This is a genomic window from Aestuariibaculum marinum, assembly GCF_014596975.1.
Classification (GTDB): domain Bacteria; phylum Bacteroidota; class Bacteroidia; order Flavobacteriales; family Flavobacteriaceae; genus Aestuariibaculum; species Aestuariibaculum marinum.
In genome coordinates this window covers 53,565-73,172 of sequence record NZ_JACVXD010000001.1, presented here as the reverse complement: position 1 = coordinate 73,172, position 19,608 = coordinate 53,565, and the positions used below count along the sequence as shown (strand labels likewise).

Here is a 19,608-nt window from a genome sequence, read left to right as displayed (position 1 = left end):
AGGGTCACACCTCCGGGGGTTCGAATCCCTCTTTCTCCGCAACAAAAGCTCGTAACAGTAATGTTTACGGGCTTTTTCATTTTACCAACATTTTGACTACTCTGTGTTATAGTAACAAAATTCCTCACTCCTTTCCTAATTATCCATTGTAAAGCTCAAATAACCGAAGCAAAAGTGTGCTCGAACACATTTTATTATTATATTGCTGCTCAAAAACAATAACACTCTATTTAATCGAACACAATTAAAATATTTTCTAACACAAACCTTTTAAATACACACCAATAAAATTTATGAAAAAAACTGTTATCGGAATAATGGTATATCTGGTTGCGCATTGTTATGTAGCTTCCGCACAACTTAAAGGGTTTACATATGGAGACAAGGAAGCTCCAACGGGGAAAGAATGGGAATCACCTTCTCTACTTGCTCATAACAAAGAACAACCTCGCGCCACATTTTTCTCTTTTGAAAACATTACTGATGCACGCAAAGTATTGCCAGAACATTCTAAATATTGGAAATCATTAAATGGTAAATGGAAATTTAACTGGGTGAAACACCCCGATTTACGTCCTGTCGACTTTTTTAAACCTGAATTTAATGTTGATGACTGGAATGACATTACTGTTCCTGCTAATTGGAATATTTATGGTCTAAATAAAGATGGTAAACAAAAATTTGGTACACCAATATACTGTAACCAACCTGTTATTTTTAAACATAGTGTAACTGTCGGTGACTGGAAAGGCGGCGTTATGCGTGAACCTTCTAAAGATTGGGTTACTTATGATGCTAGAAATGAAGTCGGATCTTATCGTCGTGACTTCGAAATCCCAGAAAACTGGGATGGTCGTGAAATCTTTATTCAATTTGATGGTGTCGATTCCTTTTTTTATTTATGGATAAATGGCGAATATGTTGGCTTTTCTAAAAACTCACGTAATGCAGCTGCTTTTAACATTAGTAAATATGTAAAAAAAGGCCTTAATGTTATTGCTGCAGAAGTATATCGTAACTCAGACGGTTCTTTTCTGGAGGCTCAGGATATGTTTCGTCTTCCCGGAATTTTCCGTACAGTTCAATTATACGCAACACCAAAAGTGCAGATTAGAGATATTTTTGTAATTCCTGAACTCCATAACAATTATAAAAATGGCCTATTAAAAATTTCTACAGATATTCGGAACTTAAGTAAAAAATCAGCTAAAGGTTACAGAGTGAACTACTCACTATTCGCTAATAAACTATATTCTGATGATAATAGTCTTGTTGAAGGTATTATTACAAGTGTATCCATTCCTGTAATACATAGTAAAGAACAAACAGCCTCTACAGCTATTATGCATGTTCCTTCTCCAAAACAATGGTCTGCCGAATTACCTTATCGATATACGCTTGTAGCCGAATTAAAAGATAAAAAGGGCAACGTTATTGAAACAGTTTCTACCTACACTGGTTTTCGCGAGGTAGCTATAAAAGATACAGCTGCTGAAGAAGACGAGTTTGGTTTGGCTGGTCGGTACTACTATGTAAATGGCAAAACAGTAAAACTTAAAGGGGTAAACCGTCATGAAACTAACCCTGAAACAGGACATACACTAACCCGGGAGCAAATGATGGATGAAGTAATGTTGATGAAACGCGGTAATATTAATCACGTTCGTAACTCACACTACCCTCCCGATCCTTACTGGTACTACCTATGTGACAAATACGGCATCTATTTAGAAGATGAAGCCAATATAGAATCGCATCAGTATTATTATGGAGAAGCTTCCCTTTCACATCCGCCGGAGTGGAAAAATGCGCATGTGGGTCGCGTAGTTGAAATGACACATCAAAACAAAAACCACCCCTCTATTGTTATCTGGTCTCTTGGTAACGAAGCAGGTCCTGGAGAAAACTTTGTACACGCCTATAATGCCTTAAAAGAAATTGATGCATCGCGTCCGGTTCAATATGAGCGAAACAACAACATTGTAGATATGGGATCAAATCAATACCCTTCTATCGGTTGGATGAAAAGCGCGGTTACTGGGAATATGAACATTAAATATCCCTTTCATATTTCAGAATATGCACACTCTATGGGTAATGCCTGCGGTAACTTAATTGATTATTGGAATGCCATTGAATCTACAAATTTCTTTTGTGGTGGAGCCATTTGGGATTGGATAGATCAAGCCATTTATAATTATAAAGCGGATGGCTCGCGTTATTTGGCATATGGAGGGGACTTTGGAGACAAACCTAATAGCGGACAATTTGTTATGAATGGTATTCTATTTGCTGAACGAGATCCAAAACCACAGTATTATGAAGTTAAAAAAGTATATCAGAATATTGGCGTTAAAGCTTTAAATATAAAAGAAGGAGCTTTCGAAATATTTAATAAATATTACTTTAAATCACTTTCAGATTACAAATTAAAATGGTCTATCTGGGAAAACGGTTCTAAAATTAAAGAAGGAGAAACGAGACTTTCCGCTATTCAAGCTAGAACGAAAGCCCAAATATCCATTCCATACAAATATTCAGCTCTGAAACCGAATTCTGAATATTTTGTAAAACTTCAGTTTACACTCAAAGATGATGAACCTTGGGCAAAAAGCGATTACGTTCAGGCTGAAGAACAATTCTTACTAAAGGAGAAAACAGAAGCGCCTTCCATAGCTCAAGTGACTCAATCAAAAGACTCCGATAAAGTTGAAATTATTGATGCTGAAAATAAAATTAAAATTGCAAAAGGAAAAAACTTTACTGCTAAATTCAACCTCAATGACGGATCGCTTTACGGACTTATTTACAATAATCAAACAATAATCGCTGATGGTAACGGTCCTAAACTTGATGCCTTTCGTGCTTTTGTAAATAATGACACCTGGGGTTACCAGAGCTGGTACGAAAAAGGACTTCATAATTTAAAACATGAAGCAATTAATTCTAACATTCGAACCAATAGCGACGGTACGGCTACCCTATCCTTTACAGTGGTTTCTCAAGCACCAAATGCAGCACGTCAGCATGGTGGTACAAGTGGCAATGTTTTAACAATTGAAGAACTTCCGAACCGTAAATTCGGAGAGAATGACTTCCGTTTTGTAACAAACCAAATATGGACAGTCTATCAAGATGGTTCGGTAGAATTGCAATCCAGTATTACCTCTAATGATTCGAATTTCGTGCTACCTCGCCTTGGGTATTCCATGACTATCCCGAAAACATATGAGAATTTTACATATTATGGACGTGGCCCTATAGGTAACTATAATGATCGTAAAACATCACAGAACATCGAGAAATATACAACTACAATAAAGGATGCATTCGTAAACTTTCCGAAGCCACAGGATATGGGTAACCATGAAGAAACAAGATGGTGCGCCTTAACCCAGAATAATTCTCCAAGTAAAACTGGAGCCGTGTTTATTGCCAATGAAACCATGGCTGTAAGTGCACTTCCCTATACAGCCCAAGACATGGCAACCTCTGCTCACATATACGAATTACCTAAACCCGGAGACACAACGCTTCATCTTGACGTAAATGTTTCTGGTCTTGGAGGTGCAAGTTGCGGACAAGGTGGACCTTTAAAATATGATCGAGCATATGCTAATCAAAACGATTTTGGATTTATCATACGCCCCGCTGGTAGCCATTTAGATGAGATTGCGAATGTATTACCTTCTGGAGAAGTGCCTCTTGCCATGACACGTTCAAATAATGGTACCGTCTTCATTTCTTCCGCCAGAAAGAATGCTCAAATATGTTATTCTTTAAATGGTGAGACTACTCAAAACTATAATGAGGCTATACCTCTAAGAAATGGCGGAACCATTAGAGCATGGTTTAAAGGGAACAAAGATTCTGAGATTACGATGACCTTTAATAAAATTGAAACCATCGAAACAACAGTAGTATTCGCAAGTAGTGAAGAACCTGGAAGTAATAATGCCGCAAAAAACCTTGTTGACGGAGACTCTTCTACAATGTGGCACACAATGTACTCTGTAACTGTTGCACAGTTTCCGCACTGGTTAGATTTTGATTGTGGAGAAGTTAAAACCATTAAAGGGTTCTCATATATGCCTCGTCAAGATGGAGGTAATAATGGTAATATAAAAGATTATACCATCCATGTTAGCCACGATGGAAAAAACTGGGGTGAGGAAATAAGCTCTGGTCGTTTTTCGGCAGATAAAAATGAAAAACGCATAATACTGGAAAAACCTATAAATGCGCGTTTTATAAGGTTTACAGCTAAAAGTTCACAAAACGGACAGGATTTTGCAAGTGGTTCCGAATTTAGAGTACTTGCAGATTAAAGTCTTCTTCAACCAATAAATTTTTATGGGAGCTTCCTTTATGGTTGCTCCCTTTTTTATTTCCATTACCTGAATTTAAACCACAAAAAAAGCCTTTCAATTAAATTGAAAGGCTTTGTCTTTTTGGGTGGAAGATCGGTCTCGAACCGACGACCTCCTGAACCACAATCAGGCGCTCTAACCAACTGAGCTACAACCACCGTGTAATGCATTTCGTAATGCGAGTGCAAATGTAAACGTTTTAAGCGTTACTGCAAAAGTTTTTGATGAAATTTTTCAAGTATTTTTTCAAAAAAGCTCATATTAAAAACTAACTAATTCATTTGCTTTAACTTAATAAAAAATATTTTTTCACTAAATCAAATCAAACAAACTATCAACCCCAACGTAGCGCTCTACAGTAAAGCCTTCGGCATACTCTACCCCTATTAATCGCCCCAAATCTCTGGCTCTGTAAATAACACTGTCGGTAAAGTTTTTACTTGAGATTGGTGTTTCAGGCTCTTTACTATCTGCATCAAAAAATTGCGTTTTATAAGCCATTACCGATTTCATCTTAACATCAATAAAACCAGTAACGTCTACCGCCAAATCTGGTTCAATATTTTTCCACTGAATAAAATGATATACATGTTTTGGTCGCCATGGCCTTTGAGATTCACCTGTTTCATTTACTGTTTCTATTTTAAGTAAACCACTTAAAAAACAAGCATCACTAGCTAATTTGCTGCCTTTTCCATGATCGATATGCCTATCATCTATAGCATTACAAATAACTATCTCTGGTTGATATTTTCTTATCTTAGCTATTAAGGCCAACTGATGGGTTTTATCATTTACAAAAAAACCATCGGCAAATCTCATATTTTCTCGAACAGATACGTTTAATATATCTGCGGCATCTTTAGCTTCTTCATCACGCGTTTCTGCCGTTCCTCGCGTACCCAATTCTCCGCGAGTTAAATCGATAATCCCTACTTTTTTTCCGTTCGCTACTTCTTTTGCTAATGTTGCGCCACAACCTAATTCTACATCATCAGGATGTGCTCCAATAGCAAGTATATCTAATTTCATATGTAATAATTTATATTAAAATTACTCCGCTTTACATTACTAATTAATCACTTATTTATGACTTATCTTCAATATTTTTTTAAAAAAATCTAAATTAAACCTTCTATTATTTACCAAATCATTTAAAATCCGAAAAAAAGCCAACTACGAATACGTTTTCGCTTACATTTTTAATATATTTTAATAGTTAAAATCAACAATAATTGAAAAAGCACCCATTATTAAAAAGTATGACTTTAGTCATAATTAATAGGGGCGTTGTATAGTAATTTTAACAAAGAATTAAGAACCAAACCAGACTAAGCCTTCCGTTCAAGACACTGGTCATTGTAAAATTAACAAACAAAATTAGATATGGTCTATTTAATGCTCTTCATTTTAGTAATAACAATTGGTCTCTTTATCTGGGGAAAATTTACCCCAGATATTGTTGCCCTAATTTCAATGCTAAGTTTATTTTTAACAGGTATTTTAGATGCTACTGAAACACTCAGTGGTTTTAGTAACCCCACCGTTATTATGATTGCTGCCCTCTTTATTATAGGTGAAGGGATTGCCCAAACCGGATGGACGGCAATGGCAGGTAAAAAGTTTGTTGAATGGGCTGGTAAAAGTGTACCTAAGTTATTAGTTATAATCACACTAGGTGCCGGAGTGCTTTCGGGGTTTGTGAGTAATACAGGAACAGTAGCTACACTAACTCCTTTAAGTATTTCTTCTGCTTGGAGTATTGGAACGTTACCATCTAAAATGCTTATGCCCGTGGCATTCGGATCAAATACCGGAGGATTACTAACCTTAACAGGTACACCGCCTAATATTATTACCAGTAATGCTTTAATTGAATCGGGATACGAAGGCTTTTCATTCTTTGAATTTGGATTAATCGGGTTGCCGTTACTAATTATAACCTTAGTTTATTTTAGATATGTAGGTTACAAACTATTACCAAGTAATAAAACAAACAATAAACCTGTAGACATTGAATCTACTTTCCATAACTGGATTGAAGCCTACAAAGTAGATGATGACTACTATAGATTACGTATACGTTCGGTATCTCCGCTTATCAACACCAAAATGGAGGACTGGCATTTCGAAAAAGATTATAATGTAAATATTATTCGCATAAAACGTAGACACCCAAATGTACTGAAAGGAATTAATAATTTTATTGAATTTCCAAATCCACAGACTGAACTATACTATCACGATATTATTACGGTTAAAGGAAGTACAGAAGCCATCAACAAATTAATGATTACGTTTAGACTTGGACTTTTACCACTTGAACCAATAACAGACGAGTTAAAACATAACTTAATTAATCAGGAGGTCGGTATGACCGAGGTAATTGTAAACCCTAATTCTATGCTTGTTGGCCGAAAATACAAATTAGGTGATTACTTTAAAAGATTTGGTATTCAGCTATTGGCTGCATCAAGAAACAACAAACCTTTAAAAGACAAAGACATTACTGTAAAAGCAGGAGATGCCTTTTTATTAAGAGGAACCTGGCAGGCTATTGAAGATTTAAAAAAACAACACGAGCATTTAGTTATTATTGGTAGTCCTGAAGGAATGGCCAAAAATGTTGAAAGTTTAAACTTCAAATCTTATATCGCTTTAGGAACTTTAATACTTATGATTCTATTAATGGTATTTAAAATAGTTCCTGGATCTATTGCGGCTTTAATTTGCGCAGGTATCGTATTACTAACAGGTTGTGTACCTATCTCTAAAGCTTATAAAGGTATTAGCTGGACTAGTGTGGTAATGATTGCCGCCATGATTCCTATGGGTATCGCTTTACAAAAAACAGGAACAGCACAACTAATTGCCAATGGATTAGTAGAGCATTTAGGAGGCATACACCCTATTGTACTTTTAGGAGGTATCTTTTTATTGACCACAACATTTAGTCAGGTTATCAATAACTCAGCAACAGCCGTTTTAATGGCGCCTATTGCAATGCTTGCAGCGAGTTCGTTAAATTTAGATCCACACCCATTTATGATAGTAATAGCCATTAGTGCATCAACAGCATTCTTAACACCAATAGGAACAACAACAAACGCTATGGTTATGACCGCCGGAGGATATAAGTTCATGGATTACTTTAAAGTAGGTGCGCCCCTTTTAGTTTTGCTTTTTATACTAACATTATTACTCGTGCCAATAATATGGCCACTATAATAGGAAAACATTTAAATCAATTAAAATGGAAGATTTAGCGACTATGGAAGCACATGCTAGCTTGGAGCAGTATGGCTTAAAAAATGTCACTGTACATTGGAACCTATCTCCCGAAAAACTTCAACAAATCACCGTTGAAAACAACATGGGAAAAGAAACTGCTAATGGTACTCTTGCCATTAATACTGGAAAATTTACCGGACGTTCTCCTCAAGATCGTTTTATTGTAAAAGACAGCTACACCGAAAAAAAAGTATGGTGGGGCAAAACTAACAAACCTATTTCTACCGAAAACTTTAACAAACTAAAACATGAAGTAAACCAATATCTTTCAGGGAAAGAACTTTATGCCAGAGATGCATTTGCTTGTGCCGAACCTGAGTTTAAAACAAAAATTCGCGCTATTACCGAACTCCCTTGGTCTAACTTATTCGTGTATAATATGTTCTTGCGACCAAGTGAAAAAGAACTACAAAACTTTGAAGAGGACTGGTTAATCTTGTGTGCTCCGGGTTATGTTTCTCCAAACCCTGAAGCTTATGGCATTCGTCAAGGTAATTTTTCAATCATTAACTTTAGTCAAAGAATAGCACTGATTGGTGGTTCTGCTTATACAGGAGAAATGAAAAAAGGCATTTTTTCAGCTCTTAATTTAATTTTACCTGTAGAACGAAATGTATTACCAATGCACTGCTCTGCAAACGTTGGAAAAAAAGGAGATACTGCTATTTTCTTTGGATTATCCGGAACAGGAAAAACAACGCTCTCTGCCGATCCTGAAAGAAAACTTATAGGAGATGATGAACATGGTTGGACAGAAGACAATGTTATTTTTAACTTTGAAGGCGGATGCTATGCAAAAGTTATCGATTTAAGCGAAGAAAAAGAGCCTGATATCTTTAGAGCTGTAAGACCTGGCGCTATGCTTGAAAATGTAGTTTTTAAAGATAATGGCGAAGTGGATTACTTAGATAGTACGATAACACAAAACACACGTGTAAGCTACCCCATTTACCACATCGATAATATACAAGAGACACTTTACGCTAACAACCCCAAAAACATCTTTTTCTTAACCTGTGATGCTTTTGGTGTATTACCACCAGTATCTAAATTAACACCCGGACAGGCGGCCTATCATTTCATTTCAGGTTACACCGCAAAAGTAGCAGGTACAGAAGCTGGAATTACAGAACCTGTTCCATCGTTTTCAGCGTGTTTTGGTGAACCATTTATGCCATTACACCCAACAATATATGGTGAAATGTTAAGCAAAAAAATGCAGGAAGCAGGAGTTAACGTATGGTTAATTAATACAGGCTGGAGCGCAGGACCTTATGGCGTAGGATCTCGTATTAAATTGAAGTATACCAGATCTATGATTACAGCTATTCTTAATGGCGATTTAGATGAGGTGGATTATGAACAAAACCCAATCTTCGGATTGTTTATGCCTAAATACTGTCCTGGTGTACCATCTGAAATTTTAGACCCTATGAATACCTGGTTACAAAAAGGAGCTTACATTGGAAAAGCTATTCAATTAGCACACTCATTCCACTTAAATTTTGAAAAATTTACTAATCAGGCTTCACAACAAATTATGGAAGGTGGTCCGTTAATTGACGAACACCACCATTTAGAAGAACATATTTAATAGTTGTTTTGATTATGCTGTACAGGTAACTTATTCTAGTGCTTTCCTGTACAGCTTTTTATGTGATTTTAATTAACACTTTCTTTATTCAATAACTCCTTACTACCAAATTTTAAAACCGATTCTCTAAATTCCTTGTAATCATTAGCGGTTTCTTCGAGAGACATACCGTTAATTGCCGCACTCCAAGCCTGTTGAATAGAGAGTACCCCTGCTTCTATTCCCGAAGGATGTCCCAAAATAGCATCACCAGCCATATACAATAGATCAGTTGATTTTACACGTTTATAGGTTTCAAATGCTTGTCCACCCCACTGTCCTGAAGAAACTACGGGTAAAACCGCTTCACTATTTAAAAAAGGTTTTAGACATGATTTTATTGATTCCACTGAAGAGTCGTTAGATTCCCAAAACGCATTATCTATTCCATTAACGTACATTTGATCGACTCCAGCCAGTCGGGATATTTTATCATAAGCAGGAAAGTTTATTCCTAAAAATGGGTGCCTATTAAACATACCCCAACCATTTCTATGCGCATGAATAGAAAGACCTCCCCAATTACACACTTGCTTTGCAGCCGTCCATCCTACACTATTTACACTCACCATTGCACAATTTCCACCAGCATTAACAACCGTTTCATAATTAGACTGCATGGTTCTTGAGTCTCCCGTTATATTAAACGCATACATAATTTTTTTTCCCGTTTTATTGGCATGAGCGTTAATAACATGCATTACTTTTTCCACGCGTTCAGCAAATGGAGAGTTTGATGACGAGGTTAAAAGTTCGTCATCTTTTATAAAATCAATTCCCGCCTCTGCTAATTGCTTCACAAAATGAGCTGTATGCTCTGGAGTTATTCCCAAACTAGGTTTTATTGCTGCACCTATCATGGGGTGCTTTGGCCCTACACCGGCCAATGCTTTTGTTCCTCGCATACCAAATTTCGGGCCTCTAAAATGCTCTCTATAAGAATTCGGCACTTCAAAATCATGAAGTTTAAGTCCCGTGAATTGCTTTGATTCATACAAACTTCCCATTAGGGTAGTCATTAATGCAGGAATATTATATCCAAAATTCCCAACAGGCCAAGATACTATGACTTTAGCTCGCTTAAATGTCGTACCAGAAACAAAATTACCTGGCATACTTGGCATAGACACTTCTTCTAACAATTCAATATCCTCTACTCTTGCAGCAAAATACTTTTTCAGTTCTTCTGTTTCTTTTGAAACAAATAATAAGGTTTCTCTCGATTGTTCGCCGGCTAAAACTGCGACTGCTTGTTCTACCTCATAGGGTGTTTCTATAAGGTAAGTTGCATAAATTCTTTCCATTTAAATAATTAGCTATCAATTAATTTAATTAGGTTGTAGGTAAAATTGGCATAAAATTTTCTTAATACTATCCTGCTGTAACCTGTTGCAAAATCGGTCGTTAGCGAATTCTATAAAAGATACGGATTTTTAAGCAACAATCACACTATATTTTTATATTAGCGCAAAAAAGAAGATGTTAAAGGCCGTAATTTTCGATATGGATGGTGTTATTATTGATAGTGAACCCTTACACTACAAGGCCTACCATAAAATGTTTGAAGATGTAAACGTGGAAGTTTCTCCTGAACTGTATGAATCATTTACAGGGCAATCTACTCTAAATGTATGTAAACAAGTATGCGACACTTTTAACCTGAATGAGACACCAGAAACTTTGGTGAGTATTAAAAGAAAACATTACGAATATATTTTCGATAACGATAAAGACTTCGATTTAATCGATGGTGTTTTAGACCTAATTAAAGATTATCATAATAATGGACTAACTTTAGTTTTAGGGTCTTCGGCATCCATGCCAAACATAGAACGCATTTTTAAACGCTTTGATTTAAACCCATATTTTAAAGCTAAGATTAGTGGTGCCGATTTAAAAGCCTCAAAACCACATCCTGAAATTTTTATTAAATCCACTGAAGCATCAGGGTATCAAGCTCATGAATGTATGGTAATAGAAGATTCTACCAACGGCATTGAAGCTGCAAAAGGCGCTGGTATTTTCTGTACAGGTTACGACAGCAAACATTCTAAAAACCAGGATTACAGTAAAGCTGATTTAGTCGTAAAATGTTTTAGTGAAATCCCTTATGAACGTGTTAAAGGATTAGTTTAACACAGCATAACCAAAATTTACGGAAAATGGGACACACCATACGATAACATGAGTATACACCTCATAATCAATATCGCTTGGTAAATTATACTCAAAGTTCCCTTCAGTCCCTTTTAAAGAACCTAATGAAACATAGCTTGATGCAGAGGTATCTGTAGCTAGATACACTTCCAAATTAGGACCGTCGTCGGTTTTAAAATTAGTAAAAGTTAATATTTCGAGAGCCTTGTCAATAGACACTTTTCCTGTAGTTGGATGCGCGCTTGAAACAAAATCTCCTGAATAAGCGACCTCTCCAGAATTCATTTCTTCCATTTCCATATTTTCTTCTAAAGATATTTCAGAATCAACGGAATTAGAACAAGACAGATTAAATATCATTAAAGAAAAAACAAATAAATATACAGTTCTCATAAGCTATGGTTTAATTAGTTATTCGATTGGTCGATTTCTAAACTAAAACTTTACATCCCCCTACTTTTCGTTTTCTTTACTTTCTTTAATTTTTTGTTTCAAGGCGGTTAAACGCTCTTTTCGCAAATCGGCTTCTTTTCGTTTTTTGTTCTTTTTTTGATCAACCAATCTGGAATGTTTCGCTTTATTTTTCGTGTTTTTGTCACGACCTGTCTTTGCCATACTTATTTATTGGTTTTCATTAAATTGTTTTGCTCTTCCATTAACTTTGTGAGCTTAGTTAATAGTTCGATATCTTTTGGTGTTGCTACAGTTTCATCTTGTACATCTTGTGATTTGTTTCGCAAGCGATTCATAAATTTCACTACCATGAATATAGTAAATGAAACAATTAAAAAATCAATCATTGTTTCTCCCAAAATACCATAACCAATAGCAACTTCATCTGTAATCACTTTTCCTGAAGCATCTAGTACGGCTTCTTTTAAAATGATGCGCTTATCGTGAAAATTAACACCATTGGTTAAAAGCGATAATGGTGGTATAAACACCTGTTTTACCAAAACATCGATGATTTTATTAAAAGCTGCCCCGATAATAATTCCGACAGCCATATCCATCATATTGCCTTTTACAGCAAACTCTTTAAATTCTACAAATAACTTCTTCATAAGTTCACATTTTAAATATTACGCTCCCTTTAAAACTAAAAAATCTTGCTAACATAAAATAACGTTAGCAAGATTTATAATTTATCATTTGGTCTTAACAACCTCTATTTCTTGTAATATTTACTGTAACCTCTGTAAGCGAAGAAGCCTAAAATTGCCACAATCGCACAAGCTATTCCTATGAATTTTAAACTTACAATCTGATCTCCACTAGCGTAACTATGAAGTCCTGCCAAGTAGAAATTCACTCCAAAATAGGTCATCATAATACTAGCAAACGCTATGATAGACATTAAGTTATAAAACCAACGACCACGTAATCCCGGCACTAAACGCATGTGAATAACAAAGGCATATACCATAATACTAATTAACGCCCAGGTTTCTTTAGGGTCCCAGCCCCAATAGCGTCCCCAACTTTCGTTAGCCCACATACCTCCTAAAAAGTTTCCAATAGTAAGCATGGTTAAACCAACAGTTAAAGCCATTTCGTTAATTATAGTAAGCTCCTGAATATTTAAATCCAGTTTCTTTTTATTCTTTTCGTTAGTGAAAATCATTAATAGTAACGAAACCACACCTAAAATCATTCCTAAGGTAAACGGACCGTAACTCGCCACGATAACCGCCACGTGAATCATTAACCAGTAACTATTTAATACCGGCTGAAGGTTGGCAATAGCCGGGTCCATCCAGTTCCAGTGTGCCACCATTAAAATCATTGACGTTACAAAAGCAGTCGCTGCAATAGTTAAATCACTTTTTCTTCCAAAGGCTAAACCAAAAAATGCTGTTGCCCAAGCAACATAAATCATAGATTCGTAAGCATCACTCCAAGGTGCGTGCCCCGATATATACCAACGCGCTATTAATCCTGCTGTATGCAAGACAAAAAGACCAAGAATTATTATTTTGAAAACCGTTACCGATACGTTTAAGGCTTTACTTTTTTCTTTAAAAATCTGAACAATTAATAACACAAAAAGTAACGTTCCGGCATACATATACCAGCTGAATAGCTTTTTAAAAATATCGTATTTGTTGTATAATATTTCGGTTTTTATCTTTTTATCGCTCAACATAACCGAACCACCATACTGATGCTGCGTTTTCTTAAACGCCTCTAATAATTTGGATACTTCTGAAAAATCACCTGACTGCTTGGCCTGATTTAATGTAAACAAATAGGCTCTGAAACCATTTCTAACAAAATTAGAATATAGCGAATCCTGAATTTTATAATTTCCGAACTTATAATCATAAGCTGAAACCCATTTATTATTTGGATCGTCTGGTATCGGGAATATTTTTAATGAAGCCCCTTCAATTGTGTTGAATAACAAACGAACGCGCTCATCTGTTTCTTTTATTTTTTTCTGGTAACCATTTGGTACAGTTGCACTGTAAGCCTCATCTAAATAAGAATCTAACTTATACGTTCCATCGTCATTTAAAAAATCTACTAATGCAAAATGTTTCCCTTCTTTACTTACACCGATAATACTTCGTAATGAATCGGTTTCCATAGGGCGTAAATAAATAACTGGTACATTATACCACAATGTCGGGCTTTCCTGAATGGATAAAAACACCTGATTCGCATCAAAACCTTCATACGTATCATTCTTACTCAATTTACGTAACATTTCGGAAGCATAAGTGTTTACGGGCATCATACGCCCTCCGACATCCTGAATCACTAAATGTCCAAATTCTTCAGCAACATCTTTAGGAGCCATGTTTGCTGTTAATATTGAATCTATCTGATGTTTAGAAGGTTTACTATGACCACTATGATTAGAATGTGTTTGTGCAAAAGACGTCATTCCTAAAAACAAAAGTAAAACACTAAGCATTTTCGCTTTTTTAGCTTTCACTTTTTCTAGCATAACTTTCAACTCTCCAAAACGAGAACCTTTTACAAATAATATTGCCAATAACCCGGCATATAACAGGAAGTAGCCAATGTAAGTAAGTAGTGTTCCCCAATAATCATGATTTACAGAAAGTATGGTACCCTTCTCATCTGGGTCGAAACTTGACTGGAAGAAACGATAGCCGCGATGATCTAAAATATTATTCATGAAAATTTTATAATCGAAATTACCTTCCTGCTCATCAATAACTGTCACTTTACTAGAAAATGCCGAATACCCCTTTTCCGTTCCAGGATAACGTTCAGCTTCAAAATCATTCAATTTTATTGAAAATGGTAATTCAAGAACTTTAGAACCATATTTAAAAGCAAAGTCTAATCCACCAACTTTTATTTGTTTAAAAGGATTATTCATCCCCATACCTCCTAACAATCCAACGCGCTTAGTTTCTCCCCCTGTCGTTACTTTTAAAACTACGCCATCTGAATCGTTTTTCAGCATTTGTGATTTCTGAACAATATCGAATTCTCCTTTCACTACAGGCTTAGGGAAAACCATTTGCATATCACCAATAACATAACGCGAACGCAACATTAATGGCTGAAGACTATCCTTAACCAATTTACCCTGTGCCATGGTAGACATTACCATATATTCCCCTTCAAACGGTGACTCTATATTTAATTTTCCATCTTTATACGTGATGTTAATAGCTCCAGGTGTAGGTTTATTTAATGCAAATAATATACTGTGAATACTTTGTATTTCACCAACCTTTAAAAAGTGGTTATGTGGTGCACCTCCTCCGGCTTCAACAATTTTTAAATATTCTTCACCATCTTCGGTGGGTACAATATCTTCTTCAGCGCCTTTTACAAACTTCTCTAACTCTATAGTTACCGGCTGCTGGTCGTATCTGGTTTCAATTTTAAAATCGTTGTCTAATCGACTTGAAAAATCTACTTTATTTTCCAGAGGTAAACGCTGTGCCACACCATCAATTTCGTAATCACCATCAATATATGTAGTAATATAGGTTTCTCTCGACAAGAATGTGTTTTCGGTAGCTCCTTCACGAATAGCCATCATCCCTTCGAAACTAATGTAGCGCGTAATACCTGCTCCAACAATAATAAAGATGAACGCTAAATGCAATAACAACGTGGCCCACTTTTCTTTTTTATGTAAGCGGTATCTAAAAATATTACCAAAGAAATTGATAACAAAAAGCACCATAATACCTTCGAACCACCAGGTATTATAAATTAAATTTCTGGTATATGCCGTTGGCGATGTTTCCTGTCCTGCATCTAAAAATGTACCAATCGCCATAGCTGCAGCAAAAGCAATAAATAAAATAGATGTTAAGCGTGTTGAAAAAAGAATTTTGGAGAGTTTATTTTGCATAGTCGAACCCTTTTTTGAGGTCGTGCAAATTTAAGTATTTCAATTAACTTAGAATTGTTAAAATTAGAAAGAATTGTTAATCAAATCCTAATGTTTAAAAAGTCTAAAATATATGATATACATTGGAAAATCACTTTGGTTGACGGGCTTTAAAAATTTCCATGTATAAAAATGTTCCCATTTTCCGAGCGCGTCGTTTCGCATTTTCGGCATAATCGCCTTGAAATAATTCATCTATAGTTTGAAACCATAGGTTTAACCACAACCCAAAATGTTCGTTAGTAACACCCTGGTCATTTTCTTGATCTACTTTTACATGTACCTCTAAAGGATTACCTAAATACTTCGTTTTTAAAAACAAACTTGACTCCCAAAAAGTGGTTAACTTTTCAATGTGCGCATCCCAATCGGAAATCACTTTATTAAAAAACGGCCCTAAAACATCATCCTGCCTAACCTTGTCGTAAAACGAAGATACCAGTAAATGAACATCTTCCCGAGTAGTAATATCTTTTTTTGTCATGGTAAACCACCTTTAAGCTATCTCACAAGATCTTTTCAAGAAATAAAAGTTTAATTTCGAAATAACCTTCATATTATTTTAATCTCGATTATCGAGTAAACAAAGATAACCGATTCGGTTTTTATATCGGGTAATATTCTCTATTTTTGCAATCATGATTTCAGTAGTAATTCTTGGCGCTGGCAATGTTGCCACACACCTATACAAAGCCTTTAAAACCACAGAAAACGTTAACGTTTTACAATGGTACAACCGTAATATTGAGGCTATCAGCTCTTTTAAAAACGAAGTTGATATAACCGACAATCTATCCCAATTAGCTGAGGCTGATGTCTATATTGTTTCGGTTAGCGATGATGCCGTAAAAGGCCTAACAAAAAAACTACCTTTTGAAAACCGCTTGGTGGTTCATACTTCTGGTACCGTTAAAATTAGCGATATCGATAAAAAACATCACAAAGGGGTGTTTTATCCCTTGCAAAGCTTTAGCAAATCGGCCAAATTAGATTTTGCTAATGTACCAATTTGTATTGAAGCCATTACAAGTGAAGATTACCATCTTCTAAAAGATATGGCTATCGCTATAGGAAGCCCAACTAAAAAAGTTAATTCAGATCAGCGTAAAGTATTGCACTTAGCTGCCGTTTTCGTTAATAATTTTACAAATCAGCTCTACAGAGTAGCTCATGAAATTACCGAAAGTGAAGGCGCAGAATTCGACTTATTAAAACCGTTAATTTTAGAAACTGCTAAAAAAGTTCAGGATTTATCGCCATATATGGCGCAAACCGGGCCTGCGAAACGCGATGACAAAAAAACGCTTGATAAACACACAAAACTTTTAACCAATCCGCATCATAAAGATATTTATGATTTGCTAACAAAATCGATACAACATACCCATGGAAGAAAAAAGCTATAAAGAGTATTTACAACATATTACCACCTTCATTTTTGACGTTGATGGAGTCTTAACCGATGGTTCATTAAACGTAACAACCTCAGGAGAATTATTACGTACCATGAGTGTTCGCGATGGCTTTGCGCTTAAATTTGCTGTTAACGCAGGTTTTAATGTGGCTATTATTTCGGCAGGACAAAACGAAGGTGTTAAAGTACGATTAGAAGGTTTAGGAGTAAATCCCGTATATCTTGGAGCTAGTAATAAAGCCGAGCAATTTAAAACCTACACTCAGGAAAATAACATTAAACCTGAAAACGTACTTTATATGGGTGATGATATTCCCGATCACGCTGTAATGCAACTTGTTGGTTTACCGGCTTGTCCTCAAGATGCAGTACCTGAAATAAAAAGTGTTTCAAAATACATCTCACATAAAAAAGGTGGTGAAGGCGCCGTGCGTGATGTTATAGAGCAAGTGCTTAAAGTTCAAGGAAAATGGGTATTTTAGTTTCTTTAAACATTTAGACTTTGAAAAGAATTAGTAGACGGATTGCCAATAATTTTGGTTACATAGGTTTTGGAAACAGCCAAAATGTATTTAATCAAAAATCGGCAATGCCGTTTTCTACGTTAAAAGACAAACTTCACAGTACCTCACTAGACCATCATCAACTCAACTATCTTCATCACAGGCTTACAAAAGCTGAAAAAGAACTCATAAAAGAAAAAATTAGAAACGAAGCCAAACAACAGAATAAAAAGGTTTTGGCTATTTTCATTATTCTTTTCACCTTAATACTTTATTTTATTAAAACCCTAATTGATAGTTTAATGTCTAACATTTAACCCAATCTGTTTTTTTTGAAGTACTTAAACCTGATTCGCTGGAAAAATCTACTCATGATTGCCTTAGTGCAATTACTTATTAAATTTGCGCTTTTAGAACCCTTTAATGTTTCCACAAGTTTGGATGGTTTAGGATTTCTACTTTTAATACTGGCAACAATTTGTATTGCCGCCGCCGGAAATGTTATTAATGACATTTGTGATATCAACACCGATTTTATAAACAAACCAGACAAGCTTATTGTAAATAAAAGCATTTCAGAACAAACAGCTTATAATCTATTCATTGCTTTTAATGTTATTGGAGTTGGCTTAGGATACTACCTGTCGTTTAGTATTGGTAAAAGCGGATTTTTTGCCATTTTCGTCATCATTTCAGTATTACTATATATCTATGCCACTTATCTCAAACAATTATTTTTAATTGGAAATATAATAGTTTCTGTTCTCGTTGCCTGTAGTATTTTAATAGTTGGCTTATTCGATATTTTACCCGCCATTACAGCCACCAACCAATCGACACAGTTGTTCTTTTTTAAAATTCTATTCAATTATGCCCTTTTTGCTTTCGTCATTAATCTTCTTCGAGAAATCGCTAAAGACATAGAAGATTTAGAAGGTGATCAAAAAACAGGTATGCATACGCTTCCAATCGTTATGGGACAGCAAACCACTACCTATATTCTATTTGGATTAACCATCACCTCTACAATAGTATTCTTTTTTTACATACTCGACAGTTTATACAAAAACACCTTTGTTAGCCTCTACTTTATTACTCTAATAATTGGTCCGATGCTATATACTTCAATTAAAATCTTTATGGCAAACAGCAAAAAAGATTTTAGACACATCAGTAACCTTTTTAAAATAATTATGCTTTTCGGAATGCTTTCATTACTTTTATACAAGTATATGTTAATTAAATAATGCTGAACGAAACACTTAAAAACCACCATATTATATTAGCCTCAGGTTCACCAAGACGACAAGATTTTTTTAAAAATCTAGGCTTAGATTTCGAAATTAGATTAAAACCGGTAAAAGAAGACTACCCTTCTCGCCTCACCCATTTTGAAATCAGTAATTATTTGGCGCAATTAAAAGCCTTGCCTTATAAAGAAGAGCTAAACGCGCAAGACATTCTAATTACAAGCGACACCATTGTTTGGCATAATAATGAAGCTTTAGGAAAACCGCAAGATGATACTGAAGCTTACAACATGCTAAAATCGTTAAGTAATAAAACACATCAGGTGATTACATCGGTTTGTTTTACAACACCCGATTTTGAAAAAACATTGCATAGTATTACCCATGTAACATTTAAAGCTTTAACCGACGATGAAATATGGTATTACATACAAACCTGTAAACCTTTTGACAAAGCCGGAGCTTACGGCATTCAGGAATGGATTGGTCAAATTGGTGTTACCGAAATAAAAGGCTCTTACTTTAATGTTATGGGCCTACCAACACACTTAGTTTATAAGACGTTAAACAGTATTGCTGAAACTTTTTAAGCGCTTGCTTTAA

At 35.4% G+C, this 19,608-nt stretch carries 16 protein-coding genes and 1 tRNA gene; 9 read left to right on the top strand and 8 right to left on the bottom strand.

The window, feature by feature from the left end; translation table 11 throughout:
• The first annotated feature begins 293 nt into the window (after window positions 1–293).
• A complete protein-coding gene (locus ICJ85_RS00320; protein WP_188221777.1) occupies window positions 294–4,328 on the top strand; it encodes a glycoside hydrolase family 2 TIM barrel-domain containing protein in 4,035 nt (1,344 codons plus the stop codon).
• Window positions 4,329–4,453: 125 nt separating this feature from the next.
• Here the strand turns inward: ICJ85_RS00320 and ICJ85_RS00315 are convergent.
• Together ICJ85_RS00315 and bshB1 are read right to left on the bottom strand one after the other, a co-directional pair.
• Window positions 4,454–4,529, bottom strand: a tRNA-His gene (locus ICJ85_RS00315).
• Window positions 4,530–4,682: 153 nt separating this feature from the next.
• A complete protein-coding gene (gene bshB1, locus ICJ85_RS00310; RefSeq protein ID WP_188221776.1) occupies window positions 4,683–5,402 on the bottom strand; it encodes a bacillithiol biosynthesis deacetylase BshB1 in 720 nt (239 codons plus the stop codon).
• A gap of 354 nt (window positions 5,403–5,756) precedes the next feature.
• On the opposite strand from bshB1, the gene ICJ85_RS00305 reads away from it, so the two are divergent.
• Both ICJ85_RS00305 and pckA read left to right on the top strand, forming a co-directional pair.
• Complete coding sequence (locus ICJ85_RS00305; RefSeq protein WP_241739459.1) at window positions 5,757–7,598, top strand: SLC13 family permease; 1,842 nt, start codon at window positions 5,757–5,759, stop codon at window positions 7,596–7,598.
• Window positions 7,599–7,623: 25 nt separating this feature from the next.
• On the top strand, window positions 7,624–9,255 hold the full coding sequence (gene pckA, locus ICJ85_RS00300) for a phosphoenolpyruvate carboxykinase (ATP) (RefSeq protein WP_188221774.1): 1,632 nt from the start codon (window positions 7,624–7,626) through the stop codon (window positions 9,253–9,255).
• Between the two features lie 68 nt (window positions 9,256–9,323).
• Here the strand turns inward: pckA and ICJ85_RS00295 are convergent, their stop codons facing one another.
• Window positions 9,324–10,598 carry a RuBisCO large subunit C-terminal-like domain-containing protein gene (locus ICJ85_RS00295; RefSeq protein ID WP_188221773.1) on the bottom strand — a complete coding sequence of 425 codons (1,275 nt, stop codon included), beginning with the start codon at window positions 10,596–10,598 and terminating at the stop codon, window positions 9,324–9,326.
• 175 nt (window positions 10,599–10,773) lie between these two features.
• Between ICJ85_RS00295 and ICJ85_RS00290 the strand changes: the two genes are divergently transcribed.
• Window positions 10,774–11,430 carry an HAD family hydrolase gene (locus tag ICJ85_RS00290; protein WP_188221772.1) on the top strand — a complete coding sequence of 219 codons (657 nt, stop codon included), beginning with the start codon at window positions 10,774–10,776 and terminating at the stop codon, window positions 11,428–11,430.
• Here the strand turns inward: ICJ85_RS00290 and ICJ85_RS00285 are convergent.
• The 5 genes from ICJ85_RS00285 to ICJ85_RS00265 all read right to left on the bottom strand — a co-directional run bounded on the left by ICJ85_RS00285 (window position 11,422) and on the right by ICJ85_RS00265 (window position 16,322).
• Window positions 11,422–11,844 carry a DM13 domain-containing protein gene (locus ICJ85_RS00285; protein ID WP_188221771.1) on the bottom strand — a complete coding sequence of 141 codons (423 nt, stop codon included), beginning with the start codon at window positions 11,842–11,844 and terminating at the stop codon, window positions 11,422–11,424. The two genes, ICJ85_RS00290 and ICJ85_RS00285, sit on opposite strands and share 9 nt — an antisense overlap.
• 60 nt (window positions 11,845–11,904) lie before the next feature.
• The gene (locus ICJ85_RS00280; protein ID WP_188221770.1) at window positions 11,905–12,066 is read right to left on the bottom strand and encodes a hypothetical protein; all 162 of its coding nucleotides are present in this window, start codon (window positions 12,064–12,066) and stop codon (window positions 11,905–11,907) included.
• 2 nt (window positions 12,067–12,068) lie between these two features.
• Window positions 12,069–12,515 (bottom strand): large conductance mechanosensitive channel protein MscL, encoded by a 447-nt coding sequence (gene mscL / locus ICJ85_RS00275; protein WP_188221769.1) that lies wholly within the window; start codon window positions 12,513–12,515, stop codon window positions 12,069–12,071.
• 104 nt (window positions 12,516–12,619) lie between these two features.
• The gene (gene ccsA / locus ICJ85_RS00270) at window positions 12,620–15,799 is read right to left on the bottom strand and encodes a cytochrome c biogenesis protein CcsA (RefSeq protein WP_188221768.1); all 3,180 of its coding nucleotides are present in this window, start codon (window positions 15,797–15,799) and stop codon (window positions 12,620–12,622) included.
• 130 nt (window positions 15,800–15,929) lie between these two features.
• Window positions 15,930–16,322: a group III truncated hemoglobin gene (locus ICJ85_RS00265; RefSeq protein WP_188221767.1), complete on the bottom strand. Its 393-nt coding sequence runs from the start codon at window positions 16,320–16,322 to the stop codon at window positions 15,930–15,932.
• 154 nt (window positions 16,323–16,476) lie between these two features.
• Here ICJ85_RS00265 and ICJ85_RS00260 point away from each other — a divergent pair, with 154 nt between their 5' ends.
• Genes ICJ85_RS00260 through ICJ85_RS00240 form a run of 5 tightly spaced genes read left to right on the top strand, consistent with a single transcriptional unit; the run spans window position 16,477 to window position 19,595 of the window.
• Window positions 16,477–17,244 (top strand): Rossmann-like and DUF2520 domain-containing protein, encoded by a 768-nt coding sequence (locus ICJ85_RS00260; RefSeq protein ID WP_188221766.1) that lies wholly within the window; start codon window positions 16,477–16,479, stop codon window positions 17,242–17,244.
• Window positions 17,225–17,734, top strand: coding sequence for a KdsC family phosphatase (locus ICJ85_RS00255; protein ID WP_188221765.1), 510 nt, complete (start codon window positions 17,225–17,227; stop codon window positions 17,732–17,734). The genes ICJ85_RS00260 and ICJ85_RS00255 overlap by 20 nt, the downstream gene beginning before the upstream one ends.
• Before the next feature lie 20 nt (window positions 17,735–17,754).
• The gene (locus ICJ85_RS00250; protein WP_188221764.1) at window positions 17,755–18,072 is read left to right on the top strand and encodes a hypothetical protein; all 318 of its coding nucleotides are present in this window, start codon (window positions 17,755–17,757) and stop codon (window positions 18,070–18,072) included.
• Window positions 18,073–18,087: 15 nt separating this feature from the next.
• Complete coding sequence (locus ICJ85_RS00245; protein ID WP_188221763.1) at window positions 18,088–19,002, top strand: geranylgeranylglycerol-phosphate geranylgeranyltransferase; 915 nt, start codon at window positions 18,088–18,090, stop codon at window positions 19,000–19,002.
• The gene (locus ICJ85_RS00240; RefSeq protein ID WP_188221762.1) at window positions 19,002–19,595 is read left to right on the top strand and encodes a Maf-like protein; all 594 of its coding nucleotides are present in this window, start codon (window positions 19,002–19,004) and stop codon (window positions 19,593–19,595) included. The genes ICJ85_RS00245 and ICJ85_RS00240 overlap by 1 nt, the downstream gene beginning before the upstream one ends.
• Window positions 19,596–19,608: the final 13 nt, after the last annotated feature.